The organism is Streptomyces sp. NPDC059787, from assembly GCF_042732315.1.
In the GTDB taxonomy this organism is placed as follows: Bacteria; Actinomycetota; Actinomycetes; order Streptomycetales; family Streptomycetaceae; genus Streptomyces; species Streptomyces atrovirens.
In genome coordinates, this window is the sequence record NZ_JBHWHX010000025.1 from 24548 (window position 1) to 46862 (window position 22315).

Annotated in this window: 26 protein-coding genes; 17 read left to right on the forward strand and 9 right to left on the reverse strand. The window is 72.3% G+C overall.

The window, feature by feature from the left end; genetic code table 11:
• Positions 1-25 precede the first annotated feature (25 nt).
• Genes ACFV5H_RS23080 through ACFV5H_RS23095 form a run of 4 tightly spaced genes read left to right on the forward strand, consistent with a single transcriptional unit; the run spans position 26 to position 2231 of the window.
• Positions 26-160: a hypothetical protein gene (locus ACFV5H_RS23080; protein WP_385197115.1), complete on the forward strand. Its 135-nt coding sequence runs from the start codon at positions 26-28 to the stop codon at positions 158-160.
• 25 nt (positions 161-185) lie between these two features.
• The gene (locus ACFV5H_RS23085) at positions 186-761 is read left to right on the forward strand and encodes an FABP family protein (protein ID WP_385050540.1); all 576 of its coding nucleotides are present in this window, start codon (positions 186-188) and stop codon (positions 759-761) included.
• Between the two features lie 56 nt (positions 762-817).
• Entirely contained in the window at positions 818-1255 is a 438-nt protein-coding gene (locus ACFV5H_RS23090) for a Fur family transcriptional regulator (protein WP_385050542.1), read from the forward strand.
• A gap of 10 nt (positions 1256-1265) precedes the next feature.
• Positions 1266-2231, forward strand: coding sequence for a YgfZ/GcvT domain-containing protein (locus ACFV5H_RS23095; RefSeq protein WP_385197061.1), 966 nt, complete (start codon positions 1266-1268; stop codon positions 2229-2231).
• 192 nt (positions 2232-2423) lie between these two features.
• Here the strand turns inward: ACFV5H_RS23095 and dtd are convergent, their stop codons facing one another.
• Complete coding sequence (gene dtd / locus ACFV5H_RS23100) at positions 2424-2849, reverse strand: D-aminoacyl-tRNA deacylase (RefSeq protein ID WP_385197064.1); 426 nt, start codon at positions 2847-2849, stop codon at positions 2424-2426.
• Positions 2850-3026: 177 nt separating this feature from the next.
• Between dtd and ACFV5H_RS23105 the strand changes: the two genes are divergently transcribed.
• Both ACFV5H_RS23105 and ACFV5H_RS23110 read left to right on the forward strand, forming a co-directional pair.
• Positions 3027-3659, forward strand: a complete 633-nt coding sequence (locus ACFV5H_RS23105; protein WP_385050548.1) for an aerial mycelium formation protein — start codon at positions 3027-3029, stop codon at positions 3657-3659.
• Between the two features lie 57 nt (positions 3660-3716).
• Positions 3717-4973, forward strand: coding sequence for a GNAT family N-acetyltransferase (locus ACFV5H_RS23110; RefSeq protein WP_385050549.1), 1257 nt, complete (start codon positions 3717-3719; stop codon positions 4971-4973).
• 175 nt (positions 4974-5148) lie between these two features.
• On the opposite strand, the gene ACFV5H_RS23115 is transcribed toward ACFV5H_RS23110, so the two are convergent.
• The gene (locus tag ACFV5H_RS23115; RefSeq protein ID WP_030864209.1) at positions 5149-5334 is read right to left on the reverse strand and encodes a hypothetical protein; all 186 of its coding nucleotides are present in this window, start codon (positions 5332-5334) and stop codon (positions 5149-5151) included.
• Between the two features lie 180 nt (positions 5335-5514).
• Between ACFV5H_RS23115 and ACFV5H_RS23120 the strand changes: the two genes are divergently transcribed.
• Positions 5515-6423 carry a FadR/GntR family transcriptional regulator gene (locus ACFV5H_RS23120; RefSeq protein WP_385197066.1) on the forward strand — a complete coding sequence of 303 codons (909 nt, stop codon included), beginning with the start codon at positions 5515-5517 and terminating at the stop codon, positions 6421-6423.
• A 34-nt stretch (positions 6424-6457) separates the two neighbouring features.
• On the opposite strand, the gene ACFV5H_RS23125 is transcribed toward ACFV5H_RS23120, so the two are convergent.
• Positions 6458-6646: a hypothetical protein gene (locus ACFV5H_RS23125; RefSeq protein ID WP_385197068.1), complete on the reverse strand. Its 189-nt coding sequence runs from the start codon at positions 6644-6646 to the stop codon at positions 6458-6460.
• Positions 6647-6806: 160 nt separating this feature from the next.
• Here ACFV5H_RS23125 and ACFV5H_RS23130 point away from each other — a divergent pair, with 160 nt between their 5' ends.
• The 5 genes from ACFV5H_RS23130 (at position 6807) to ACFV5H_RS23150 (ending at position 12470) form a co-directional block, all read left to right on the forward strand.
• Entirely contained in the window at positions 6807-7688 is an 882-nt protein-coding gene (locus ACFV5H_RS23130) for a GntR family transcriptional regulator (RefSeq protein WP_385197070.1), read from the forward strand.
• Entirely contained in the window at positions 7688-8449 is a 762-nt protein-coding gene (locus ACFV5H_RS23135) for an HAD family hydrolase (protein WP_385050557.1), read from the forward strand. The genes ACFV5H_RS23130 and ACFV5H_RS23135 overlap by 1 nt, the downstream gene beginning before the upstream one ends.
• 159 nt (positions 8450-8608) lie before the next feature.
• Positions 8609-9712, forward strand: a complete 1104-nt coding sequence (locus tag ACFV5H_RS23140; protein WP_385050559.1) for a phosphotransferase — start codon at positions 8609-8611, stop codon at positions 9710-9712.
• Between the two features lie 63 nt (positions 9713-9775).
• A complete protein-coding gene (locus ACFV5H_RS23145) occupies positions 9776-10402 on the forward strand; it encodes a TetR family transcriptional regulator (RefSeq protein WP_385050561.1) in 627 nt (208 codons plus the stop codon).
• 40 nt (positions 10403-10442) lie between these two features.
• Positions 10443-12470 (forward strand): HelD family protein, encoded by a 2028-nt coding sequence (locus ACFV5H_RS23150; RefSeq protein ID WP_385197071.1) that lies wholly within the window; start codon positions 10443-10445, stop codon positions 12468-12470.
• 7 nt (positions 12471-12477) lie between these two features.
• Here ACFV5H_RS23150 and ACFV5H_RS23155 read toward each other — a convergent pair whose 3' ends face one another.
• Positions 12478-13365: an NAD(P)-dependent oxidoreductase gene (locus ACFV5H_RS23155; RefSeq protein ID WP_385050564.1), complete on the reverse strand. Its 888-nt coding sequence runs from the start codon at positions 13363-13365 to the stop codon at positions 12478-12480.
• A 50-nt stretch (positions 13366-13415) separates the two neighbouring features.
• Here ACFV5H_RS23155 and ACFV5H_RS23160 point away from each other — a divergent pair, with 50 nt between their 5' ends.
• Entirely contained in the window at positions 13416-13760 is a 345-nt protein-coding gene (locus ACFV5H_RS23160) for a winged helix-turn-helix transcriptional regulator (RefSeq protein WP_385050566.1), read from the forward strand.
• Between the two features lie 184 nt (positions 13761-13944).
• The gene (locus tag ACFV5H_RS23165) at positions 13945-15174 is read left to right on the forward strand and encodes an aminotransferase class V-fold PLP-dependent enzyme (RefSeq protein WP_385197072.1); all 1230 of its coding nucleotides are present in this window, start codon (positions 13945-13947) and stop codon (positions 15172-15174) included.
• 10 nt (positions 15175-15184) lie between these two features.
• On the opposite strand, the gene ACFV5H_RS23170 is transcribed toward ACFV5H_RS23165, so the two are convergent.
• From ACFV5H_RS23170 to ACFV5H_RS23180, 3 genes are all read right to left on the reverse strand, one after another.
• Positions 15185-15772 (reverse strand): DinB family protein, encoded by a 588-nt coding sequence (locus ACFV5H_RS23170; protein ID WP_385050570.1) that lies wholly within the window; start codon positions 15770-15772, stop codon positions 15185-15187.
• A 108-nt stretch (positions 15773-15880) separates the two neighbouring features.
• Complete coding sequence (locus ACFV5H_RS23175) at positions 15881-16513, reverse strand: glyoxalase (RefSeq protein WP_385197109.1); 633 nt, start codon at positions 16511-16513, stop codon at positions 15881-15883.
• Positions 16514-17096: 583 nt separating this feature from the next.
• Entirely contained in the window at positions 17097-17621 is a 525-nt protein-coding gene (locus ACFV5H_RS23180; protein ID WP_385050572.1) for an ATP-binding protein, read from the reverse strand.
• A gap of 122 nt (positions 17622-17743) precedes the next feature.
• Here ACFV5H_RS23180 and ACFV5H_RS23185 point away from each other — a divergent pair, with 122 nt between their 5' ends.
• The 3 genes from ACFV5H_RS23185 to ACFV5H_RS23195 all read left to right on the forward strand — a co-directional run bounded on the left by ACFV5H_RS23185 (position 17744) and on the right by ACFV5H_RS23195 (position 19365).
• Positions 17744-18208, forward strand: a complete 465-nt coding sequence (locus ACFV5H_RS23185) for a helix-turn-helix domain-containing protein (protein ID WP_385197073.1) — start codon at positions 17744-17746, stop codon at positions 18206-18208.
• 78 nt (positions 18209-18286) lie between these two features.
• Complete coding sequence (locus ACFV5H_RS23190) at positions 18287-18904, forward strand: hypothetical protein (protein WP_385197074.1); 618 nt, start codon at positions 18287-18289, stop codon at positions 18902-18904.
• Between the two features lie 128 nt (positions 18905-19032).
• On the forward strand, positions 19033-19365 hold the full coding sequence (locus ACFV5H_RS23195; protein ID WP_079194921.1) for a DUF2516 family protein: 333 nt from the start codon (positions 19033-19035) through the stop codon (positions 19363-19365).
• Positions 19366-19496: 131 nt separating this feature from the next.
• On the opposite strand, the gene ACFV5H_RS23200 is transcribed toward ACFV5H_RS23195, so the two are convergent.
• Together ACFV5H_RS23200 and ACFV5H_RS23205 are read right to left on the reverse strand one after the other, a co-directional pair.
• Positions 19497-20864, reverse strand: a complete 1368-nt coding sequence (locus tag ACFV5H_RS23200; protein ID WP_385197075.1) for a PP2C family protein-serine/threonine phosphatase — start codon at positions 20862-20864, stop codon at positions 19497-19499.
• Positions 20865-21200: 336 nt separating this feature from the next.
• On the reverse strand, positions 21201-22295 hold the full coding sequence (locus ACFV5H_RS23205) for an NlpC/P60 family protein (RefSeq protein ID WP_385050579.1): 1095 nt from the start codon (positions 22293-22295) through the stop codon (positions 21201-21203).
• Positions 22296-22315 lie beyond the last annotated feature (20 nt).

A 22315-nucleotide genomic window follows, 5' to 3' on the forward strand; every position in this document is an offset into this window, starting at 1 on the left:
GCCGCGTAAGCTGGGGTCCGGCCCTGTGCACACCACCGCACCCCCGCCCAAGGAGCACTCCGTGGAACTCTTCTTCACCATTCTGTTGGTCCTGGTCGCCGTCGGCGTCCTCGCCTTCGCCGGGCTGACCGTGAAGAAGCTGTACCAGGGCCAGCGCTGATCACCGACGCCAGGAAGTTCCGCTCATGATCGAGATCCCGTCCGACCTGCACAAGGACCTCGTCCCGCTCGCCTTCCTGCTCGGCAACTGGGCCGGCGCGGGCGTGCACGACTTCCCCGGTGCCGAGAAGTGCAACTTCGGCCAGGAGGTCACGTTCACCCACGACGGCCGGGACTTCCTGGAGTACGCCTCCCACACCTGGGTGCTGGACGGCGACGGCAACAAGGTCCGCCCGCTGGAGTCGGAGCACGGCTTCTGGCGGATCGACGCGGACCGCAAGGTCGAGGTGACGATGACCCGCGACGACGGCGTCATCGAGATCTGGTACGGCGAGCTCGCCCACCAGAAGCCGCAGATCGACCTGGTGACGGACGCGGTCGCGCGCACCGCCGCCTCGGGCCCCTACAACGGCGGCAAGCGGCTGTACGGCTACGTCAAGAGCGACCTGATGTGGGTCGGCGAGAAGCAGACCCCCGAGGTCGAGCTGCGCCCCTACATGTCGGCGCACCTGAAGAAGGTCGTCACCCCGGAGGAGGTCGAGCGCTGGGCCAAGGCCCTGCCCGACGACATGCCCGACGACGGGATCGCCTTCTTCAAGTAGGCCTCCGTCCACGAGGTTCCGGACTGATCCGAACGACACCCCCTAGACTCGTGGGTGTGGTGAGCACCGACTGGAAGAGCGACCTCAGGCAGCGCGGCTACCGGCTGACCCCGCAGCGGCAGCTGGTGCTCGAAGCCGTGGACACCCTGGAACACGCGACCCCCGACGACATCCTCGGCGAAGTGAGGAAGACGGCGTCGGGGGTCAACATTTCCACCGTGTACCGCACGCTGGAGCTCCTCGAGGAGCTGGGGCTGGTCAGCCACGCCCACCTCGGGCACGGCGCTCCGACGTACCACCTCGCCGACCGGCACCACCACATCCACCTGGTCTGCCGGGACTGCACGAACGTGATCGAGGCCGACCTCTCGGTGGCCGCCGAGTTCACCGCCAAGCTGCGCGAGCAGTTCGGGTTCGACACCGACATGAAGCACTTCGCGATCTTCGGCCGGTGCGAGGACTGCTCCCTGAAGGCTTCAAGTACCGAGTCGTAGGCTTAGGCGTATGAAGAGCCCCCTGCTGACCCTGCCCGGCGCCGTTCCCGCCGAGGGCGTGGACGAAGGCGTGGCCGCCCACTACGGCGACCTGTTCCGCGAGCAGCGCGCCCTCGCCGACGGCACCGGTTTCGTCGACCTGTCCCACCGCGGGGTCGTCACCGTCTCCGGTCCGGAGCGGCTGGCCTGGCTGCATCTGCTGCTCACCCAGCACGTCAGCGACCTGCCGCCGCACCGGGCCACCGAGGCGCTGATACTTTCCGCCAACGGCCACATCGAGCACGCGCTGTACCTGGTCGACGACGGGGAGACGGTCTGGGCGCACGTCGAGCCCGGCACCCAGGAGGCGCTGATCGCGTACCTGGAGTCGATGAAGTTCTTCTACCGGGTCGAGGTCGCCGACCGCACCGCCGACATCGCGGTGGTGCACCTGCCGGCCGGGTCCATCGCGGAGGTGCCCGAGGGGGCCGCCGTCCGCGAGACGCCGTACGGGCGGGACCTGTTCCTGCCGCGCGGCGAGCTGGAGTCGTACGCGGAGAAGGCCGGTTCTGCCGCCGGGATCCTCGCGTACGAGGCGCTGCGGGTCGAGCGGTACCGGCCGCGGCTCGGTTTCGAGACCGACCACCGCACCATCCCGCACGAGCTGGGCTGGATCGGCACCGCCGTGCACCTGCAGAAGGGCTGCTACCGGGGGCAGGAGACGGTCGCCCGGGTGCAGAACCTGGGGAAGCCGCCGCGCCGGCTGGTCTTCCTGCACCTGGACGGCAGCGAGGTGCACCTGCCGGTGGCGGGGACCGAGCTCCGGCTCGCGGACGACGGACCCGACGGGCGGAAGATCGGGTTCGTCACCACGTCCGTACGCCACTACGAGCTGGGGCCCGTCGCGCTGGCGCTGGTGAAGCGGAACGTGCCGGTGGACGCGCGGCTGCTCGCGGGGGACACGGCCGCCGCGCAGGAGACCGTCGTCGAGCCCTGAGCCTTACGGATCGGCCCCTGAGCCTTACGGATCGGCCCCTGAGCCGTATGGATCGGCCCCGGGTCGTATGGATCGGCCCCGGGTCGTATGGATCGGCCCCGGGTCGTATGGATCGGCCCCGGGTCGTACGGATCGGCCCCGGGCCGTACGGATCAGCCCCGGGTCGTACGGATCAGCCCCGGGCCGTACGGCTCAGAGCTCCAGCAGGACGGTGAACGGGCCGTCGTTGGTCAGCGACACGCTCATCTTCGCGCCGAAGCGGCCCGTCGCCACCGTCGCGCCCAGCGCGCGCAGTCGCGCGACCACCTCGTCGACCAGCGGCTCGGCGACGTCGCCGGGGGCGGCGGCGTTCCAGGTGGGGCGGCGGCCCTTGCGGGCGTCGCCGTAAAGGGTGAACTGGCTGATCACCAGCAGCGGGGCGCCGAGGTCGCTGCACGACTTCTCGTCCTGGAGCATCCGGACCGACCAGAGCTTGCGGGCGAGCTGCGCCGCCTTCTCCTCGGTGTCCCCGTGGGTGACGCCGACGAGGACGCACAGCCCCTCGCCCTCGATCGCCCCCACCGTCTCGCCGTCCACGACCACGCTCGCGCCGTCGACCCTCTGCACCACTGCTCGCATACGACCATCATGCCGGTCGGCGAACAGACGGCCGACGGCGGCCCACGGGGGACCCCGGCCGGGCTATTTTTACTCCTTAACGCCCATCTGGGGCGGATCGGGGGCACTCGCTCACAATGTGGCCGCTCGGGGTGGCACGATGCTGGCACATGCCGGTCGAGGGGACGGTTGAGGCATATGAGCACACCAGGGATCGGACAACCACTCGGGGCTGTCCCGTCGGCCCAGGCGGGAATCGGGGAACGGGAGTTCTGCCGGCCGCCCACACAGCGCACGGACAGCCCGGTGCTGCCCGAGGACCGGGCGGTGCACGATCTGATCGTGCTCAGCCTGGCCGAGCTGCGGACGGTACGGCGCGACGCGCAGCGTGACGAGGCCGACCTCAGTTACGTACGGCGGCTGCTGCAGGGGCGGATCGACATCCTGCGGGCGGAGCTGGCCCGGCGTCTCCCCCAGGAGGCGCCCTCGGTCGTCGCGCCGGGGGAGGCGTCCGTCGTGGAGCGGCTGGGGGAGATCCTGCGGGACACCCCGGCCCGGCACCGTTCCTCCGCCCGGCACGTGACGCTGGGGACGCCGCAGGGCGAGGAGTACCGGCGGCTGGCGGCCGAGACGCTCGCCGAGGTGGAGCTGTCCGACCTGGGCGCCCGCACGGACGGGGAGCTGAACACCGCGATGGGGCGGCTCGTGCTCTGCGAGCAGCAGGTGTCCCGGCGACGGCAGCGGCTGCAGCGTACGGCCGACGAGTGCGGCGCGGAGATCGCGCGCCGGTACCGGGACGGGGAGGCGCAGGTGGACGACCTGCTCGTGTGAGCGGGCCGGGGGAAAACCTCTTCGACACCCGGCGCGCGGCCGACCTACCGTGAGCCCATGACCTCCCGCGCCGACGTCGACGTACGTCCGATCACCGAGTCCGAGTTCGCCGACTGGCAACGGGCCATGAACGTCGGGTTCCTGCGGGAGCCCACCCTGTCCGAGGAGATCATCGACGCGCGCCGGGCGCAGTTCACGCCCGGCCGGTCGACGGGGGCCTTCGACGGCGGGCGGTGCGTCGCGACGTTCCGGTCCTTCGCGCAGGAGCTGACGGTGGTCGGCGGGGCGACCGTGCCCGCCGACGCCGTCACCAACGTCACCGTCACCGCCACCCACCGGCGGCGCGGCCTGCTGACCCGGATGATGGAGCGGGACCTCGCCGCCGCGAAGGAGCGCGGGGACGTCGTCGCCACGCTGATCGCGGCCGAGTACCCGATCTACGGGCGGTACGGCTTCGGCCCGGCCACCACGGCGACCGAGTGGACGATCGACGTGCCGCGCGCCGGTCTCGACCCGCGCCGGGCGGGCCCGGAGGACGGCGGCCGGGTCGACCTCGTGGACGCGGAGGACGTCCGCAAGTTCGGCCCCGAGCTGCACGAGCGGCTGCGCCGCATCCAGCCGGGTGCCGTCAGCCGGGACGAGCTGTGGTGGCGGACGACCACCGGCGCCGTGCGCTTCCATCCGGTCTTCCACGAGCCGTACTACGCGGTGTACCGCTCGGCCGGCGGCGAGGTCGAGGGCATGGTCGCCTACACGGCGGACGACAACTGGGGCGATGCCAAGCAGCCGTTGAACACGGTGCGGGTGAAGTGGCTGACCGGGGTGACCCCGGCGGCCGAGCGCGCGCTGTGGCTCTACCTGTGTTCCGTCGACTGGGTGGTCAAGGTGAGGAGCGGCTGGCGGGCGCCCGACGATCTGCTCCCGCACTTCCTGCCGGACCCGCGCGCCGCCGCCGTCACCACGCAGGCGGACTGGATGTGGGTGCGGATGCTGGACGTCGTACGGGCCCTTCAGGCACGGACGTACGGGGCCGCGGGGTCGCTGGTGCTGGAGGTGGCCGACCGGGCCGGACTGGCCGGGGGGCGCTACCGCCTCGAGGCGTCCGCGGACGGGACCGGGGTCTGTGCGCCGACCGGTGAGAGCGCCGATCTGACGCTGGACGTCGCCGAGCTGTCCGTGCTGTGGCTGGGGGACGAGTCCGCGGTGCGGCTGGCCGCGCTGGGCCGGGTCCGGGAAGAACGAGCGGGCGCCGCCCGTCAGGCCGACGCCCTGCTGCGTACTTCCAGGCGACCGTGGTGCCCGGACGTGTTCTGAGCGCTGTCGCTCCCGCGCTCCTGCCGCCTGCCTCCTTCCGCCGACGACGGGTGGGTTCTCATCCGTAGCGAGCTGTTCGGTTGTGGTTGTGGTTGTTGTGCGGGTGGTGCCCGTCGGCGGGACTCCCGGCTCCCCTCCGGAAGGGAGCCCGGCCGGCGGTCCGTGCGGTGTGCTGTCAGCCGGACTGGGCGAGCAGCATCACGAGGATGACCGCGCCGATGCCGCTGATCGTGGTGTTGCGTGCCTTGATGCCCACGGTGAGGGCGACGAAGGCGATGATTCCCATCGGCCCGTACTTCCACTGGACGAGTTGCTCGAACCCGATGGCCAGGGCCGCGAGGGCGATGGCGATGAGCGGCATGGCGGTCCCCCTTGTTGTCCGTGGCTCCCGGTCCCTCCCCTGCTGGCCAACCCTTGGGTCTGCCAACCAGGTTGTAGGAGTTGGTTACCAACTTGCTCTTAGTTATAGCCAATTGGAAGAGGCTTATAACCACCCTTCGCTGAACTGCCCGAAGATGGCGGGAAGTTGTAGTGTTCTGTCGTGGATCCGGAACACGTCTCCGTCAATGGACGGAAGAAGCCACAGCGGCCACGGAGAACACACCGCGAGGTGGCCGACGAACTGCGCGCACGGATCAGGTCCGGGGCGCTGCAGCCGGGTCAGCGCATGCCCACCCAGGCCCAGCTCGCCGCCGAGTTCGGCGTGGAGCGCCCCGCGGTGCGCCAGGCACTGCGCATCCTGCAGTCCGAGCAACTGCTCACCAACGTCTCCAAGGGCGCCCCGGCGACCGTCGCCGCCGGCCCCGGCAGGGCGCCGACCGGCCCCTCGGCGCCCCCGCTGCCCACCACCGTGGGCCTCGCACCCAGGATCACCGCCGCCTTCGAGGCCGAGCACGTCGAGATCGACGCCGTCTGCCTGACCTCGATCTCCCTCACCCTGGCCCTCGGGGAGCCGCTGCGCCGGATTCACTCCGGACGGCTGAAACCGGCCAAGGTCGACCTGCGGGTGCTGCTGCCCGGCCGGGACATCGACCTCGCCTTCCCGGTGCCGGTCGAGGGGCGCGACGGCGACGAGGACCCGGTGCACGAGCGGTGGCTGGCGCAGCGCAACGCCCAGGGGCAGGTGCTGCGGCACAATCTGCTCGCGCTGCGCGCCACCCACGGCATCGACGTGCGGGTCTCCTTCCGCGCGCTGCCGTTCACCCCTCCGGTGAAGCTGTACCTGCTCAACCGGGAGGAGGCGCTGTTCGCCTACTACACGCTGGCGCGCAGCAAGGCGCAGATCGACCAGGAGTACCTGGAGACGTACGACGCGCAGGGCATCCGGTCCCTGCTGTTCGGCTTCGAGCAGGGGCCCGGCCCGAGGGACACCGCGTTCGTGGAGCAGTCGCACATGTGGTTCAACGCGCTGTGGGAGACGATCAGTTCGGAGCTGGTGCTCACGGGCTGACGTCTCCCACGGGTCCGGGTGCGGCGGTGACTTCTCACAGGGTCGGCCTCGCCACCAGCAGCGCGAGCAGGACCGCTCCGGCGGAGCTGACCCCCGGCCGGTTGGCCCTGATGCCTATGGTGAGCAGCAGCAGGCCGAGGATGCCGGCCGCGCCGTACTTCCACTGGACGAGCTGTTCGACGGTGACGACCAGGACGGCGAAGGCGAGGGCGAGGACGGACATGGCGTGTTCCTCCTTCGGGTGCGCGGGGCGGGGCTGCGGAACCAGAGAGCTGCCAACTTGGAGAAGTTGGCAGCCAACCCTATAGAGTTTGTCCCCACTTGGTCCCTACTCACAAACAACTTTCAAACAACTCCCTTCAGATGGATCAAAGTTGTAGCGTTTGGTCGTGACCCAGGAGAACGTGTCAGTGAACGGCAGCAGCAGAGTCTCGCCGCAGGAGATCGCCGACATCCTGCGGGAACGCATCCGGTCCGGTGAGCTCAAGGCGGGCGACCGCCTGCCCACCCAGGCGGAGCTGGCCGAGGAGTTCGGCGTGGAGCGCGGCGCCGTCCGTCAGGCCCTGCACGCCCTCCGGGAGGACGGCCTGCTCAGCAACCTCGGCAAGGGCAGCCCGCCGCGGATCGCCGAACCGGCCCCCGCCCTGGAGGAACCCCAGCCGACGATGGTGGGACTGGCGCCGCGCCTGACGGACGCGTTCTCGACGGCCCACGTACGGATCGACGCGGTGTGCCTGACCGCCGAGAGCCTGATGCTGGCGCTGAGCGAACCGGTCCGGCACATCCACGAGGGCCGCACCCGCCCCCAGTCGGTCGACGTACGCATCCTGCTGCCCTCCCGGCGGATCAACCTGGCCTTCCCCGTCCCGGTCGAGGGCCGGGACGGCAACGACGACCCGGTCCACGAGCGGTGGCTGGCCCAGCGCAACGCCCAGGCCCGCGTGCTCCAGCACAACCTCCTCGCCCTGCGCGCCACCCACGGCGTCGACGTGCACGTCTCCTTCCGCGCGCTGCCGTTCACCCCGCCGGTGAAGCTGTACCTGCTCAACGGGGAGGAGGCGCTGATCGGCTACTACATGCTGACCCGACGTGAGGAGGAGTGGGAGAGCCACACCCTGGAGATGTACGACGCCCTGGGCTCCCAGTCCCTCCTCTTCCCCTTCGCCAAGCGGGACGGGCGGCGGGAGCGGGCGTTCGTGGAGGAATCCCAGAAGTGGTTCGACGCCCTCTGGGAAACCATCACGACGGACCTGACACTCTCCTAGTGACTTCTGATACGAAGCAGACCGATGCGGTGACGGCCGAGAAGCGGAACGAGACCGGGACCGACGACGAACCGAACGCACTGCGGCAGCTGACCGAAGACGCCCGGGTGGTGCTGTGGGACTTCGACGGTCCCGTCTGCCGCCTGTTCGCGGGCCACTCGGCGGAACGGGTGGCGAACGACCTGGCGTCCTGGCTGGAGAGCCGAGGCCTGCACGGCCTGCTCACGGACGCCGAACGCGAATCCCTGGACCCTCAGGTGCTCCTGCACGCCGTCGACCGCCGGCACCCCGGCAGCGACCTGGTCGCGGAACTGGAGGAGCGGCTCACCCAGGAGGAGCTGCGCGCCACCGCCTCGGCGATGCCCACCCCGTACGCCGATCCACTGATCCGCACCTGGACCGCGGTGGGCTCCCGGCTGGCCGTCACCACCAACAACTCCCCGCGCGTGGTGCGCGAGTACCTCGCCTCCCGCGGCCTCGGCGCCTGCTTCGCCCCCCACATATACGGCCGCACCCAGGAACTGAGCCTCCTCAAACCCGATCCCCACTGCGTCAACCGGGCCCTGAACGCCATGGGCGCCGCCCCCGCGACCGCCCTGATGATCGGCGACACCCCGACGGACCTGCTCGCCGCACAGGCGGCCGGCGTCCCCTTCCTCGGCTACGCACGCAACGAACACAAGGACAAACTCCTGCGCGAAGCGGGCGCCACGGTGGTCGTGGACTCGCTGGAACCGGTTCTCCGGTTGGTCCGCCGTTGAGGGCCCGGGGCCTCGGGGGACCGTCCGTGAGCCGGGGCGCCTTCGGGGGGAACGCGTGCGGTGAACAGACGAGTCCGGCGGGAAGCACGGCGGTGGCGGGGGTAACGTACTGCCACTTCTGTAACCCGCGGAAGGGTCCAGCACGTGAGAAACGGGCCCATGTCAGCCGAAACACCTTCCCTTGCCCGGCAGCACGCGATCGAGGCGTGCGGGAATCCGGGTGCGGTCGAGGGGCCGCTCCAGGGCTATCACCACGAGACCTATGTGTTTCCCCTGGGCGACGAGGCGGGGGCGCCCTCGACGACACGATGGAAGTGCCGGGAGCCGCGCGCCGGTCTGCTCTGGTTCGACCGGCGGTGTTTCGACTCGGAGGAGCAGCTCCTGACCGCGCTGAGCGGTCGGATCGGCAGCATCCCGGGAATCACGGAGTTCGGCGGCCTGCGCCTGCAGCGGTTCATCGAGGGCCGGACGCTGGGCGCGCTGAGGAGGTCCGGTCTTCCGATTCCCGGCCCGCTGCTCCGGCAGGTCGTCGGTCTCTTCCGCGAGCTGGCCGGGGTGAGTCCGGAGACGCTCGTCGTCAAGCGGCGCTGTGAAGCCAGGGACCGCCCCCGGGACGGTGACACCAACGGGTTCCTCGATCGGCTCGTCTCCTTCACCGAGGAGAACGTCTACCTGTCGAACCTCGACGAGTTCGCGGTGCTCTTCGAGGAGATCGGAGTGGACGGTGACGCCTTCGAGAACCTCAGGGAACACGTGTCGGGCCTGACGGAGCGGCCTTTCTGCCTCCTCCACGCCGATCTGCACCGCGAGAACTTCATCGTCGACCCCGGGCAGCGGCTCTGGACCATCGACTGGGAACTCGCGATGGTCGGCGACCCGCTCTACGACCTGGCCACCCACCTGTATCTCATGCGGTATCCGGAGTGGCAGGCCCGCAGGCTCACCCGGTACTGGGTGAGCACCGTCGAAGACGTCCGCCCCGGCGGCTCGGAGGGCTGGCGGCGCGATCTGGGGCTGCTGATGGACTTCAAGAAGGCCCAGTCGGTGTTCACCGATGTCATCCGCGCGGCCCTGTCACTGGCCCCCGGACGGGACACCGGCCGACGACAGCTGGAGGGCACGGGAAGGAAGCTGAGCCGCGTCCTGGCCGGGGCCGCCGTCCCGTTGGGGCTCGAATCCGTGCCGGCCCCGGACCGCGTCGCGGACGCTCTCGTGCGCTGGTGCGAGGCACGTGGAAAGACCGGTGAAGCCTCGCCGGGCTGACCGGGGCCGCCGCGACCGGGCCGCCCGCCGCCGTCCTGGAGGCCGGGTGCGTAGGCTCGCCGCATGAGTGAGACCGGCCTGCGGGAGCGCAAGAAGCGGCGGATGTACCGGACCGTGTCGGACACCGCCATCCGGCTCTTCCTGGAGCGTGGCTTCGACGCCGTGTCCGTCGCCGAGGTGGCGGCCGCGGCCGAGATCTCCAAGCCGACGCTCTTCCGGTACTTCCCGGCGAAGGAGGACCTCGTCCTGTACCGGATCGCCGATCACGAGGGCGAGGCCGCCCGGGTGGCCGCTCAGGGGCCGACGCCGGTCGAGGCGCTGCGGCGGCACTTCCTGGACGGGCTCCGGCGGTGCGATCCGGTCACCGGGCTCAACGACGATCCCGAGGTGCTGGCCTTCCACACGCTGCTGTACGGCACACCGGCGCTGGTCGCACGGTTGTACGGGTATCTGGAGCGGGCCGAGGAGGCACTGGCCGGGGCGCTCGGGGGCGGGCTCGACGCGCGACTGGCGGCGGGGCAGATCATCGCCGTACGGCGGATCCTCGCGCAGGAGAACTGGCGGCGGATCGCGGCGGGGGAGCGGATCGACGACGTACGGGGTGACGCGGTGGCGGCGGCCGGGCGGGCGTTCGGGGTGCTGGCGGAGACGCTGCCGCGATTGCGGGACCGAGTGAACGATACTGAGTAAAAAATGTGACTCGGTTGCTTTATTTAGTACGCTCGGTGGAATGACGCCACCCGAGCCCGCCCTCGACCGGGAACGCACCCACCACGACCGCTGCCGCACCGCCCTCGCCGCCATGGCCGACGGCGCCGACGAGCGGGTCGTCACCGGCGAGGACGTCTCCGCCTCCGGAGCCGACGCCGAGGTCCTCGGCCACCGGCTGCGCAGCCACGCCAAGGAGCTGCGGGAACTGCCCCCGGGACCGCTGTTCTTCGGGAGGCTGGACTTCGCGCGGGGCGACAGCGGCGACTCGGAGCAGAGCTACCACGTCGGACGGCTGCGGATCACCGAGCACCCCGCCGCACCGCCCCTCGTCGTCGACTGGCGGGCGCCCGTCTCCCGCGCCTTCTACCAGGCCACCGCCCGCGACCCGCAGGGCGTCGCCGTACGCCGGCGGTTCGGCTGGGCGCCCGGCAGCCGGGGCGACTCCGCCGACCTGACCGGCCTGGAGGACGAACACCTGGAGCGCGGGGAGGAACGGGCCGGCGGCATCGTCGCCCGGGAGATCGAGCGGCCCCGCGTCGGCCCCATGCGGGACATCGCGGCCACCATCCAGCCCGAGCAGGACGACCTCGTCCGCGGGGACCTGGGCCTCTCCGTGTGCGTGCAGGGCGCCCCCGGCACCGGCAAGACCGCCGTCGGCCTGCACCGGGCGGCGTACCTGCTCTACACCCACCCGCAGCGCATCCGGCGCGGCGGACTGCTCGTCCTCGGCCCCAACCGCACCTTCCTCTCCTACATCTCGGAGGTCCTGCCCGCCCTCGGCGAGACCGGCGTACGGCAGTCGACCCTCGCCGAGGAGATCGCCCGGCACCCGGTCACCGGCACCGACGACGAGCGCGCCGCCGTCGTCAAGCACGACGCCCGGATGGCCGAGGTGCTGCGCCGGGCCCTGTACGCGCGGGTGCGCACCGATCGGGCCGGCTCCCTCGCCGTGCCCGACGGTTCGTACCGCTGGCGGGTCGAGGAGGAGGAGCTGGCGCGGATCGTGACGGACGTACGGGCCGGGGAACCGCCGTACGGCGTCGGGCGGGAGCGGGTGCGGGCCCGGATCGTGCGGGCCGTGCGGGAGCGGGCCGAGCGGCGCGGCGGTCCGCGCGGCGCCGCCTGGGTGCGCCGGATCGAGCGGTCGCGGCCGGTGTCGGCGTACGTCGACACCGTGTGGCCGCGTGCGCGGGCGGAGGAGGTGGTGGCGGGACTGCTGGGCGCTCCCGAGGCGCTGGCCGTCGCCGCCGAGGGGGTGCTGGACGCCGACGAGCAGGAAGCGGTGCTGTGGGCGGGGCCGCCGCGGTCGTGGAAGTCGGCGCGCTGGTCGGCCGCGGACCTGGTGCTGCTCGACGAGGCCGCCGGGCTGGTCGAGCACCCCGGGGGGTACGGGCACGTCGTGGTCGACGAGGCCCAGGACCTCTCCCCGATGGAGTGCCGGGCCATCGCCCGCCGGGCCGCCTTCGGCTCGCTCACCGTGCTGGGCGACCTCGCGCAGGGGACGACCCCCTGGGCGGCCCGCTCGTGGCCGGCGGTGCTGCGGCACCTGGGGAAGCCGGACGCGGCCGTGGTCCCGCTGACCACCGGCTTCCGGGTGCCGCGGGCGGTGGTCACGCTCGCCAACCGGCTCCTGGAACGCCTCGACGTCGACGTCCCGGCGGCCCGCTCCCTGCGCGGCGACGGCGAGTTGCGCACCCGGCGGGTCGCCGCGCCGGGTGAGGTGCCGGACGCGGTCGTGGCCGCCGTACGGGACGCGCTGGAGCGGGAAGGGTCCGTCGGCGTCGTGGCGGCGGACGCGGACGTGCCCCGGCTGCGGCGGGCGCTGGCCGGGGCGGGGGTGGAGGCGTCGGGTCCGGAGGCGCTGGACGCACGCGTGGCCGTGGTGCCGGCGAGCGTCGTCAAGGGCCTGGAGTACGACCACGTGGTGGCCGTCGAACCCGCGGCGATCGCGGAGGCGGAGGAGCGGGGGCTGCACCGGCTGTACGTGGTGCTGACCCGGGCGGTGTCCCGGCTGGAGGTGGTGCGGGCGCGGGAGTTGCCCTTCTAGTGCTCCGTCAGTGGCGGCCGATCACCTCGGCGACCCGGGTGAAGCCGTCCCCGCCGTGTCCCCGCGCGATGACCCGGCGGGCCTGGCCCTCGATCACGCGCATCACGCTCGCGTCGATGCCGTGCGCCTCGGAGGCGTGCACGATGTGGGCCATGGTCGACGCGGCCGAGGTGACCGGGTTCAGCTCGCCCGAGTACGTGCCGGCGTCGGTGTCGGCCGCGAACTCGGTGAACAGCGGGGGCAGGATCGCGGCGATCCCCTGGGCGAAGGGAGCGAGTTCCGTCGCGGTGACGCCCTCCGCGCGGGCCACGGCGAGGGCGTGCGTGTAGCCGGCCATCGCCGTCCAGAAGACGTCGAGCAGTGCGACGTCGTACGCCGCCGCGCGGCCGATCTCCTCCCCGAGGTGGGTGTGGCTGCCGCCGAGCGCCGCCAGGACGGGCCCGTGCTCCCGGTACAGCTCCTCGGGGCCGCTGTGCAGGAAGACCGCGTCGTCCGTGCCGATGGTCGGCGTCGGGGTCATGATCGCCCCGTCCAGGTAGCGGATGCCGTGCCGGCCGGCCCACTCGGCCGTGTCCCGGGCGCGGTCGGGGATGTCGGCGCTCAGATTCACCACCGTACGGCCCTTGAGGGCGGCGGTGACGGCGTCCTGGCGCAGTACGGCGTCCGAGGCGTCGTAGTTCACCACGCAGACGACGGTGAGCGGGGCGGCGGCGACCGCCTCCTCGGGCGACGGCGCCGTGACCGCGCCCCGGGCGGCCGGCTCGGCGTCCCGGCCGGGCGTGCGGTTCCAGACGGTGGTGCGCACCCCCGCGTCCAGGAAGGCGCCGGCCAGCGCGCGGCCCATCGGGCCGAGCCCGAGGACGGTGACGGAGGGTCGGTCGATGTGCTCGGACATGTGTGAACTCCCTTAAGGTTTATCGCAATTGCTGAAGAAAGGGGCACGGCATGGTGCACCGGCGCCACGATCCGGACGTCTGCGGGGTGACCGCCGCGATCGCCGTGATCGAGGGCAAGTGGAAGACCACGCTGCTGTGGCTGCTGGAGTCCGGACCGCACCGGCCGGCCGCACTGCGCCGGAAGGTGCCGGGCCTCACCGAGAAGGTGCTGACCCAGGCGCTGCGTGAGATGGAGGCGGACGGGCTGGTGCACCGGGAGGTGTACGACGTACTGCCGCCGAAGACGGTCTACTCCCTGACCGCGTTCGGCCGCGAGCTCGCCGAGGCGCTGGCACCGCTGTCCGACTGGGGCCACCGCCGGCTGGAGGGGCTGGCCGAGGCCCCGGCCTCCTGACCGCCGGCCGTTTCCGCTCCCTTCCTGTCCGGCGCCCCGCAACCAGGTTCGCCGCACGCCGCCACGCTGCCAAGTACGCACAAAAAAGTGCGTGTGCCCGCCGTCAGGACGCCCTCATGGCGATCGTGCGGTCGAGTTACCATCCGATGTTCCTCGCGGATGGCGGTCAGCGGATGGGAGTCATGTGAGCGAGACCGAGACCGAGGTCGGCACCGCGCCCCGGCCCCTGCTGCTGGACGACGGCCGGCCGGCGGCGCGGGCCTGGTCGCTGGACCCCGGCCTGCGCCATCTCAACCACGGTTCCTTCGGTGCCGTACCGCTGGCCGCGCAGGAGCGGCAGCAGGAGTTGCGTGCGCGGATGGAGAGCGCGCCGGTGGTGTGGTTCCCCGAGCTGCCGCGGCGGCTCGCGGCGGCCCGGGTCGAACTCGCGGCCTTCCTCGGCGCGGAACCCGGCGACCTCGCCCTGGTGCCGAACGCGAGCGCCGGCGCGAGTGTCGTGTACGCCGCCCTGGAGCGCCGGGGCGGCGGGGAGATCGTCGTCACCGACCACGGCTACGGCGCCGTGACGATGGGCGCCGAACGGCTGGCCCGCCGCTGGGGCGGCCGGGTGCGTACGGCCAGGGTGCCGTTGGACGCCGGTGAGGAGCAGGCGTACGAGGCGGTCATGGCCGAGGTGGGCGAGGACACCGGGCTCGTCGTCGTCGACCAGATCACCTCGGCCACCGCCCGCCGGCTGCCGGTGGAGCGGATCGGTGCCGAGGCGCGGCGGCGCGGTGTCCCGCTGCTCGTGGACGGCGCGCACGCGCCCGGCCTGATCGACGCGCCCCTCAAAGGGCTGACCTGCGACTTCTGGACGGGCAATCTGCACAAGTGGGGGTGCGCCCCGCGCGGTACCGCGGCCCTGGTGGCGCGCGGTCCGCTGCGGGACGGGCTGTACCCGCTGATCGACTCGTGGGGCGCCGCCGATCCGTACCCCGACCGCTTCGACCAGCAGGGCACGGTCGACGCGACCAACCACCTGGCCGCGGCGACGGCCCTCGACTTCGTCGACCGTACCTGGGGCTGGCCCGCCGCCCGCCGGTACATGGACGAGCTGGCCGGTTACGGCGCGCGGGTCGTGGGTGCCGCGCTCGCCGGGCTGACCGGCGCGGACGCCTCCGTCGACGTCGGCATGCCCGTGCCCGGCATGCGGCTGGTACGGCTGCCCGACGGGCTCGCCGGCAGCCGCCTCGCGGCCGACGCGCTGCGCGACCGGGCCCCCGCGGAGCTGGGTGTCGAGGCGGCGTTCACCAGCTTCGGCGGAGCCGGCTACCTGCGGCTGTCCGCGCACGTCTACAACACCGCCGAGGACTACGAGTACTTCGCCGAGCGGTGCGTCCCCGTGCTCGGCGAGTGGGCCCGCGCGGTGTGGTGAGAGGCGCCGGTCAGGCCTCCCGTGCCACGCGCTCCAGACGGTCCCGGTAGGCCTCCCACCAGGCCGGGTCGTCCGACGGCAGGCTGGTGCCGGTCGCGCTCTCCCCCGCGGCGCCGTCCATGAGTTCGCGGAGGATGTCGGCGTGGCCGGCGTGCCGGTGGGTGTCGGCGATCACCCGGACCACGGCGTGGTGCAGCGTCAGTTCGTCCCTGCCGTCCGGCCACCACGGCACCCTGCCGGCCGTGTCCAGCGGCAGTGCCTCGATCGTCGCGTCCGCGTGCGCCCACGCCCGGCGGTACAGGCCGGTGACGTCCTCGCGCGACTCCTCTGCGGTGGCCCACATGTCCCCGTTCGGCTCCGCGCCGTCCGCGAGCCAGGGCAGCGGCTCTCCGGACGGCCGGCCGAAGGTGGCGCCCAGGTAGCCCAGTTCGACACCGGCCGCGTGTTTCACCAGGCCCAGGAGGTTGGTGCCGGTCGGCGTCAGCGGGCGGCGGACGTCGTACTCGAGGAGGCCGTCGAGCTTCCACAGGAGGGCGTCGCGGGCTTCCTGGAGGTAGCGGTGGAGGTCGGACTTGGCGGCATCGGCTGCGGCGGTCATGCGGGCCAGTCTGCCGTGCGCGGCCCGCCCGGACGTCCCGTTCACCTCGCGCCGGGCCCGGACGCGCGGCGGAGCGTCCGTCGCGCCTCCCCCCCCGCCCGGCGTACGTCAGAGCGCGAGGGCGGCCGGTGACGCGGCCTGCCAGGCGAACCCGTCCGGGTCCGTGAAGGCATCCGCACCGCCACCGATCACCAGCCGGTGCGATCCGCTCCCCTCCGCGGAGACGCCGAGGTCCTTGGCGAGGGCACGGTGCCGGTACAGCGCCAGCTTGACGGGGCTCGACTCCCCGCCGGCGAACTCGACGTACGTACGGCCGAAGCTCTTCGCCACGGCGAGGCCCCGCTCGACGTAGAACCGCTTGCTCGCGGCCACGTCCGCGACGCCGAGCAGCAGCACGATCTCGTCGATCCGCCGGGTGACGGGGCCGCGGTCCTTCTTCGCCGAGGTCGCGACCTTCCAGATCGTCCCGTCCGGGGCCTGTACGACGCCCCCGTACCCCCAGAGCGACTTCGCGGCCGGCTTCAGCGGTACGGCACCGGCCTCCACGGCGGTACCGATGAGGCTGTCGACGTCACCCGGCTGGGACACCGTGAGCCCCAGGGTGAACCCGCGGAACCCGCTCGTGGCCTCCTCCGAGGCGCGCAGCCCTATCTGCGATCCCAGCCCGAAGGCGGCGGACTGGAACCGGTGTGCGGCCGCGGTGTCGGCCACGCCGAGCGTCACGCTGTCGATGTATGTCATGCCCTCCACGCTAGGAGCCCTCCGCCTCCCGGGGCTTCTCGATTCCTGACCGGTCTTCTCCGGCCCCGGCGTGGCCGTCCGGCCGGCGGTGCCGTGGCCGTGACGCCGCGGGGCCGGTGCGGACAGTTGCAGGTCCAGGCCCATCGCGTAGCCGACGATGCTGTCCTCGTGGCCGTGCTGGAAGCGTTTGACCACGCGCTGGACGGGCCAGACGACGGAGCCGTCGGGAAGGCGGAGCCTGAGGTCCACCTCGCTGTGCGGGTCCTCGTCGTCGGCCTCCCAGGCCCCGCCGGCACTGCGCCGGACCGTCTCGCCCAGGTAGGCGCCGAGGGCGAACAGGCGTGGCCCCAGGTCCGTCGCGAGGAGGCCGCCGGCCACCGCGATCCCGTGGTCGCTGTGCTCGGCCATGAAGCGCTCGACGTCCCGCAGGCTCGTGGGCGTGAAGTCCGCCCGGTACCCGGCGCTGTCGAGCGCGCGGGCGATCCGGGCGGCGCTGGTGCGTACGTCGTCCAGGAGGTTCCGTGTGTCGGTGGCGGTCGCAGTCATGTCCGGATCCTCGCCGATGCCACTGACAACGGGTGGCTCAGCTCTTGACGGCCTCCGCGATCCGCAGGGCGGCCTCGGCGGGCGTGAGGTGGGTGGTGTCGACGACCTCGGCCTCGGCGTGCAGCCAGGTGCGGGCCGCCTCGGCGTAGGGCTCCAGGTGGCCGAGACGGAACGGGGAGTCCGGGCCGAGGACCGTGTCCCCCGCGATGCGCCCGCGGAGGGTGTCCTGGTCGGCGTGGAGGACGAAGTGCCGTACCGGGACGGCATGGCGCGCGAGGCCCGTGCTGATCTCGCGCCAGTACTCCTCGACCAGGACCGTCATGGGCATCACCAGGGTGCCGCCGGTGTAGTCGAGTACGTGGCGGGCGGTCTCGACCACGAGCGGCCGCCACGGCGGCCAGTGCTGGAAGTTGCCCGTCCAGGGCAGCCCCGGCGTGATGTCCATGAGCGTCTCGCCGACCTTCTCGGCGTCGAACACCCGTGAGTCCGGGAGCAGCCGCTGCACGAGCGCGCCGGTCGTCGTCTTGCCCACGCCGTGGGTGCCGTTGATCCATACGATCATGGGCCCCCACGCTAGTGCCCCGTCCGGTACGGCTTCGGTGTTCTTCAGGATCCGTCTGTGCCGTGGCGCACTATTGCAAGCAGGTGCTTGCAATAGTTAGCGAGGTGGGGCACGGTGGGGGTATGGCATCGCTCAACGTCGGCAATCTCGGTGAGTACCTGCGCGAGCAGCGTCGCAGCGCGCAGTTGTCGCTGCGGCAGCTCGCCGACGCCGCCGGGGTGTCCAATCCGTATCTCAGCCAGATCGAGCGCGGGCTGCGCAAGCCGAGCGCGGAGGTGCTGCAGCAGGTCGCCAAGGCGCTGCGGATCTCCGCCGAGACGCTGTACGTCCGGGCCGGCATCCTCGACGCCGAGCGGGACCGGTCCGAGGTCGAGACGCGGGCCGCCGTCCTCGCCGATCCCACGCTGACCGGGCGTCAGAAGCAGGTGCTGCTCCAGATCTACGAGTCGTTCCGCAAGGAGAACGGGTTTGGGAGCGCCGAGGACGGTGAGGCGACGCCCGGGGATCCCGAGGCCGTCGGCGCCCCGGCCGTCGGCACGGCCGACGACAGCGACAGCGACAGCGGTCCGCGGCGGACGGCCGGCTGAGCCGGACCAGGGCACCGGCCGCCCGCCGCGGACCACACAGAACCCTCAGCCGAAAACGAATCCGGGAGGACCATCACCATGGCCATCACCGACGACCTGCGCAAGACCTTCAGCGACCCGACCCCGCTCTACTTCGCCGCCGGCACCGCCGACCTCGCGTTGCAGCAGGCCAAGAAGGTGCCGGCCCTGGTGGAGCAGCTGCGGACCGAGGCCCCGGCCCGTATCGAGGCCGTGCGCAACACCGACCCCAAGGCCGTCCAGGAGCGGGCGGCCGTCCGGGTCCGGGAGACGCAGGAGAACCTCCAGAACAAGGTCGGCGAGCTCTTCGGCTCGTTCGACACCGACCTGAAGAAGCTCGGTGAGAACGCCCAGGACCTCGCGCTGCGCGGGGTCGGCATCGCCGCCGAGTACGCCGTCAAGGCCCGGGAGGCCTACGAGAAGGTCGCCGAGCACGGCGAGCAGGCCGTGAGGACCTGGCGCGGCGACGCCGCCGAGGGCATCGAGGACATCGCCGTCGCCGTCGAGCCGTCGGCGGCCGAGCCGAAGCCCGCGCCCCGGCCGGAGCCGGTCAAGCCGGTCGAGGTCAAGGACGACAAGCCCGCCGCCGAGTCCGCCGCGGTGAAGAAGCCCGCCGCCGCCAAGAAGGCCCCGGCGCGCAGGACCACGGCGAAGAAGACGACTCCGCCCGCGAAGTAGGCGGGACGGAACCGGACGGGCCGGGCACTCTCGCGGTGCCCGGCCCGTTGTCCGGGTAGCCGGCCGGTGGTTGCGGGTACGGTGACGGCGTAGAGGACGAGCCGAGTCTGGTGGTGGACGTTGTGCTGATGCAGGGCTTCGCGGGGTTCATGTGGCTGCTGAGCATGGCCCTGATCGTGTTCAGCGGCTTCGCGCTGATCGACGCCGCCACGCGCCGTGAGGACGCCTACCGCGCGGCCGACAAGAAGACCAAGCCGTTCTGGCTGATCATCCTCGCCCTCGCCTTCGTGGTGAACCTGATCTTCAACATCCTGTCGTTCCTGCCGATCATCGGGCTGATCGCGACCATCGTGTACATGGTCGACGTCCGCCCCGCCCTCCGCGGCCTGTCCGGCGGCGGGCGCTCCCGCAGGGGCTCCAGCAGCGACGGTCCCTACGGGCCGTACAACGGCGGTCGCTGATCCGGAGACGGTCCCGACCCCTCGAAAGGGGCGCGGGACCGTGGCGACGCGCGGCCACCGCCGCGCGGGCGCGGCCGGCCACGACGGACCGGCACCCGGCATACGGCACACCCCGAACGGCGGGCCTGCGCTCACACCGCCCGGTCCAGCAGCAGCACCGCCACGTCGTCCGTCAGCTCGCCCCCGTTGAGGTCCCGGACCTCGTTGACGGCGGTCCGCAGCAGCTCCTCCCCGCGCAGCCCCTCGGAGAGCTGGCGGCGGATCATCTCCACCATGCCGTCCTGGCCGAGCCGCTCCCCGGTGTCGCCGACCTTGCCCTCGATCAGGCCGTCGGTGTAGAGCATCAGGCTCCACTCGGCGCCCAGCTCCACCTGCATCCGGGGCCAGCGGGCGCCCGGCAGCAGGCCGAGCGCCGGGCCGTTGTTGTCGTACGGCAGCAGCCGCGCGGGACGGCCGGGGCGGGCGAGCAGCGGTGACGGGTGGCCGGCCAGGCACAGGCCCGCCCGGCGGCCGTCCGGCGCGATGTCCACCGTGCACAGGGTCGCGAAGATCTCGTCGTCCGACCGCTCGTGCTCCAGCACCTGCTGCAGCGTGCCGAGCAGCTGGTCGCCGCAGAGTCCCGCCAGGGTCAGCGCGCGCCAGGCGATGCGCAGCTCCACACCGAGCGCGGCCTCGTCCGGGCCGTGCCCGCAGACGTCGCCGATCATGGCGTGCACGGTGCCGTCCGGGGTGCGGACGACGTCGTAGAAGTCCCCGCCGAGCAGCGCGCGGGAGCGGCCGGGGCGGTAGCGGGCGGCGAACCGCAGCGGGGAGCCGTCCAGCAGCGGGGTGGGCAGCAGACCGCGTTCCAGCCGGCGGTTCTCCTGGGCGCGCACGCGGCCCTCGGCGAGCCGCCGCTCGGCGGAGTCGGACCGCTTGCGCTCCACCGCGTACCGGATCGCCCGGCTCAGCAGCCGGCCGTCCAGTTCGTCGCGGACGAGGTAGTCCTGGGCGCCCACCCGTACGGCCTCGGCGCCGCGCTCGGTGTCGTCGGCGCCGGTGAGCGCGAGGACGGCGTGCCGGGGCGCGAGCTCCAGGACGTGCTTGAGCACGGCGAGCTCGTCGTCGGCGTCGCCCGCCCGGCCGGGCGCGGGCAGCGCGAGGTCCAGCAGGATGCAGTGGACGTCGTCGGTCAGCAGCCGCCCGGCCTCGGTGAGGTTGCGGGCGGTGCGGACGCGGATCGGCTTGCCGGACTGGTCGAGCAGCTCCGGCACGATCGGCGACCCGCCGGGGTCGTCCTCGATCAGCAGCAGTGTGAGGTTGGTGTGGGCGGCCGTCCCGGCCCGGTCCGGCGCGGTGCCGGCCCGGTCCGCGGTGTGCTCGGACGGGTCCGCCGCGCGCGGGGACGTCACCCCGGCCTCCGAGGAGTCCTGGGCGGAGCCGCCGTTCGGTGCGGCGGTCGGCGCCTGACCACCTTCCGCGGCCGGGATCGCTCTCTGCCGCGGTACGGGTGCGGGCATTGTTGCGGGTTCCTTCCCTCCCCCCGAGGGCACGGTGGGGGCTTCGGCCGTAGGCCTGTGTCCTGCTCCCACCTCCGGGTGCGAGCAGGGGATGCCCCCTTCGAACGGGGACCATAGCGGCTGACGGCGCCGCAGCGGAATGGTGTGAACCACGCCGCTCCGCCATCGGCCCCCGTCATATGCCGCGTTTGCTACCGCAGTTGGACAGCCTGAAGACGCCACAGGAATGACGAACGTCACGTCCGCGGAGAGTTTGGCGGAAAGATCGACGTGTACTGGGTCACGTGGCGCATGTCACCGGGGTGTTGAGCGGCCGGCCAGGAGGGCGCGAACCGCTCAGTTCGCGTCCGCGTCCGGCCGTACCACCCCGAGGATCGGCATCGATCCGGCCCCCGCGAGCGTCACCGTCCGCCCCGGGCGCGGGGCGTGCACGATCATGCCGTCCCCGACGTACATCCCCACGTGGCTGGCGTCGTCGAAGTAGATGACGAGGTCACCGGGGCGCATGTCCTTGATGTCGACGCGCTCGAGCTGTTTCCACTGCGCCTGCGAGGTGCGCGGCATGCTCCGCCCGGCCGAGATCCAGGCCTGGGAGGTCAGTCCGGAGCAGTCGTACGTGTTCGGCCCCTCGGCGCCCCACTGGTACGGCTTCCCGATCTGCGCGGTGGCGTACGCGACGGCCTTCGCGCCCTGCTCCGTCGCCTTGCCCCTGATCTCGTCGAGGATGCCGGAGCTCAGCCACGAGGCCTGCGCCTCGGCGGCGGCCCGCTTCTCCAGCAGGGCCAGGCGCTCCTTCTCCACCTGCTCCAGCTCGGACTCGACCTTCTCGGCCGCCTTGATCCGCTTCTCGATCTTCTTCTGTGCCTCGGCCTTGGCCTTGCGGCCCGCCTCCAGCTTCGTCATCTGCGCTTCGGCGTCCTGCGCGTACTGCTCCAAGTCCTGCTGGGTGCGGGTCATTTCCCCGAGCAGGCCCTTGGTCGCGTGCTCGCCCTGGCGCACCCGGCCCGCGCCGTCGAGGAAATCCTGCGGGTCGTCGCTCAGCATCAGGTGGGCCTCGGGCGGAAGTCCGCCGCCGCGGTACTGGGCGGCGGCCGCGGCGCCCGCGCGGGCCTTCAGCTCGTCCAGTCTCTCCCGGCCCTCGACGATCTTCTTCGCCAGCCGGACGATCTGGGCGGACTGCTGCCGCGCCTTCTCCTCGGCGGCGTTGTACTCCTCGGTGGCGACGGCCGCCGCGCGATAGAGCTTGTCGAGCTTCTCGCGTACGGCCTCGAGTTCCTTGTCCTGGTCGGGGACCACGGTGACGCTCGCGGTCGTACCCGGGGACGGCGGGGGAGTGGGGGCCGCGAACGCCGTACCGGGCAGGGCCAGTACGGTGACCGCGCAGACCACGGTCACAGCCGTCGTGAGCAACCCGCGCCTGGCCGTCTCCATGACTCGCACCCCCGTTGATT

Bases quoted from the DNA above. Each gene is read 5' to 3' on its own strand.
- ACFV5H_RS23180 (WP_385050572.1), bottom strand. From the start codon at position 17,621: ATGATCGTATGGATCAACGGCACCCACGGCGTGGGCAAGACGACGACC.
- ACFV5H_RS23085 (WP_385050540.1), top strand. From the start codon at position 186: ATGATCGAGATCCCGTCCGACCTGCACAAGGACCTCGTCCCGCTCGCC.
- ACFV5H_RS23145 (WP_385050561.1), top strand. From the start codon at position 9,776: ATGAGTGAGACCGGCCTGCGGGAGCGCAAGAAGCGGCGGATGTACCGG.
- ACFV5H_RS23125 (WP_385197068.1), bottom strand. From the start codon at position 6,646: ATGTCCGTCCTCGCCCTCGCCTTCGCCGTCCTGGTCGTCACCGTCGAA.
- ACFV5H_RS23150 (WP_385197071.1), top strand. From the start codon at position 10,443: ATGACGCCACCCGAGCCCGCCCTCGACCGGGAACGCACCCACCACGAC.
- ACFV5H_RS23095 (WP_385197061.1), top strand. From the start codon at position 1,266: ATGAAGAGCCCCCTGCTGACCCTGCCCGGCGCCGTTCCCGCCGAGGGC.
- ACFV5H_RS23115 (WP_030864209.1), bottom strand. From the start codon at position 5,334: ATGCCGCTCATCGCCATCGCCCTCGCGGCCCTGGCCATCGGGTTCGAG.
- ACFV5H_RS23190 (WP_385197074.1), top strand. From the start codon at position 18,287: ATGGCCATCACCGACGACCTGCGCAAGACCTTCAGCGACCCGACCCCG.
- ACFV5H_RS23105 (WP_385050548.1), top strand. From the start codon at position 3,027: ATGAGCACACCAGGGATCGGACAACCACTCGGGGCTGTCCCGTCGGCC.
- ACFV5H_RS23170 (WP_385050570.1), bottom strand. From the start codon at position 15,772: ATGACCGCCGCAGCCGATGCCGCCAAGTCCGACCTCCACCGCTACCTC.
- ACFV5H_RS23110 (WP_385050549.1), top strand. From the start codon at position 3,717: ATGACCTCCCGCGCCGACGTCGACGTACGTCCGATCACCGAGTCCGAG.
- ACFV5H_RS23140 (WP_385050559.1), top strand. From the start codon at position 8,609: ATGTCAGCCGAAACACCTTCCCTTGCCCGGCAGCACGCGATCGAGGCG.
- ACFV5H_RS23195 (WP_079194921.1), top strand. From the start codon at position 19,033: ATGCAGGGCTTCGCGGGGTTCATGTGGCTGCTGAGCATGGCCCTGATC.
- ACFV5H_RS23205 (WP_385050579.1), bottom strand. From the start codon at position 22,295: ATGGAGACGGCCAGGCGCGGGTTGCTCACGACGGCTGTGACCGTGGTC.
- ACFV5H_RS23200 (WP_385197075.1), bottom strand. From the start codon at position 20,864: ATGCCCGCACCCGTACCGCGGCAGAGAGCGATCCCGGCCGCGGAAGGT.
- ACFV5H_RS23160 (WP_385050566.1), top strand. From the start codon at position 13,416: ATGGTGCACCGGCGCCACGATCCGGACGTCTGCGGGGTGACCGCCGCG.
- ACFV5H_RS23175 (WP_385197109.1), bottom strand. From the start codon at position 16,513: ATGACATACATCGACAGCGTGACGCTCGGCGTGGCCGACACCGCGGCC.
- ACFV5H_RS23185 (WP_385197073.1), top strand. From the start codon at position 17,744: ATGGCATCGCTCAACGTCGGCAATCTCGGTGAGTACCTGCGCGAGCAG.
- dtd (WP_385197064.1), bottom strand. From the start codon at position 2,849: ATGCGAGCAGTGGTGCAGAGGGTCGACGGCGCGAGCGTGGTCGTGGAC.
- ACFV5H_RS23155 (WP_385050564.1), bottom strand. From the start codon at position 13,365: ATGTCCGAGCACATCGACCGACCCTCCGTCACCGTCCTCGGGCTCGGC.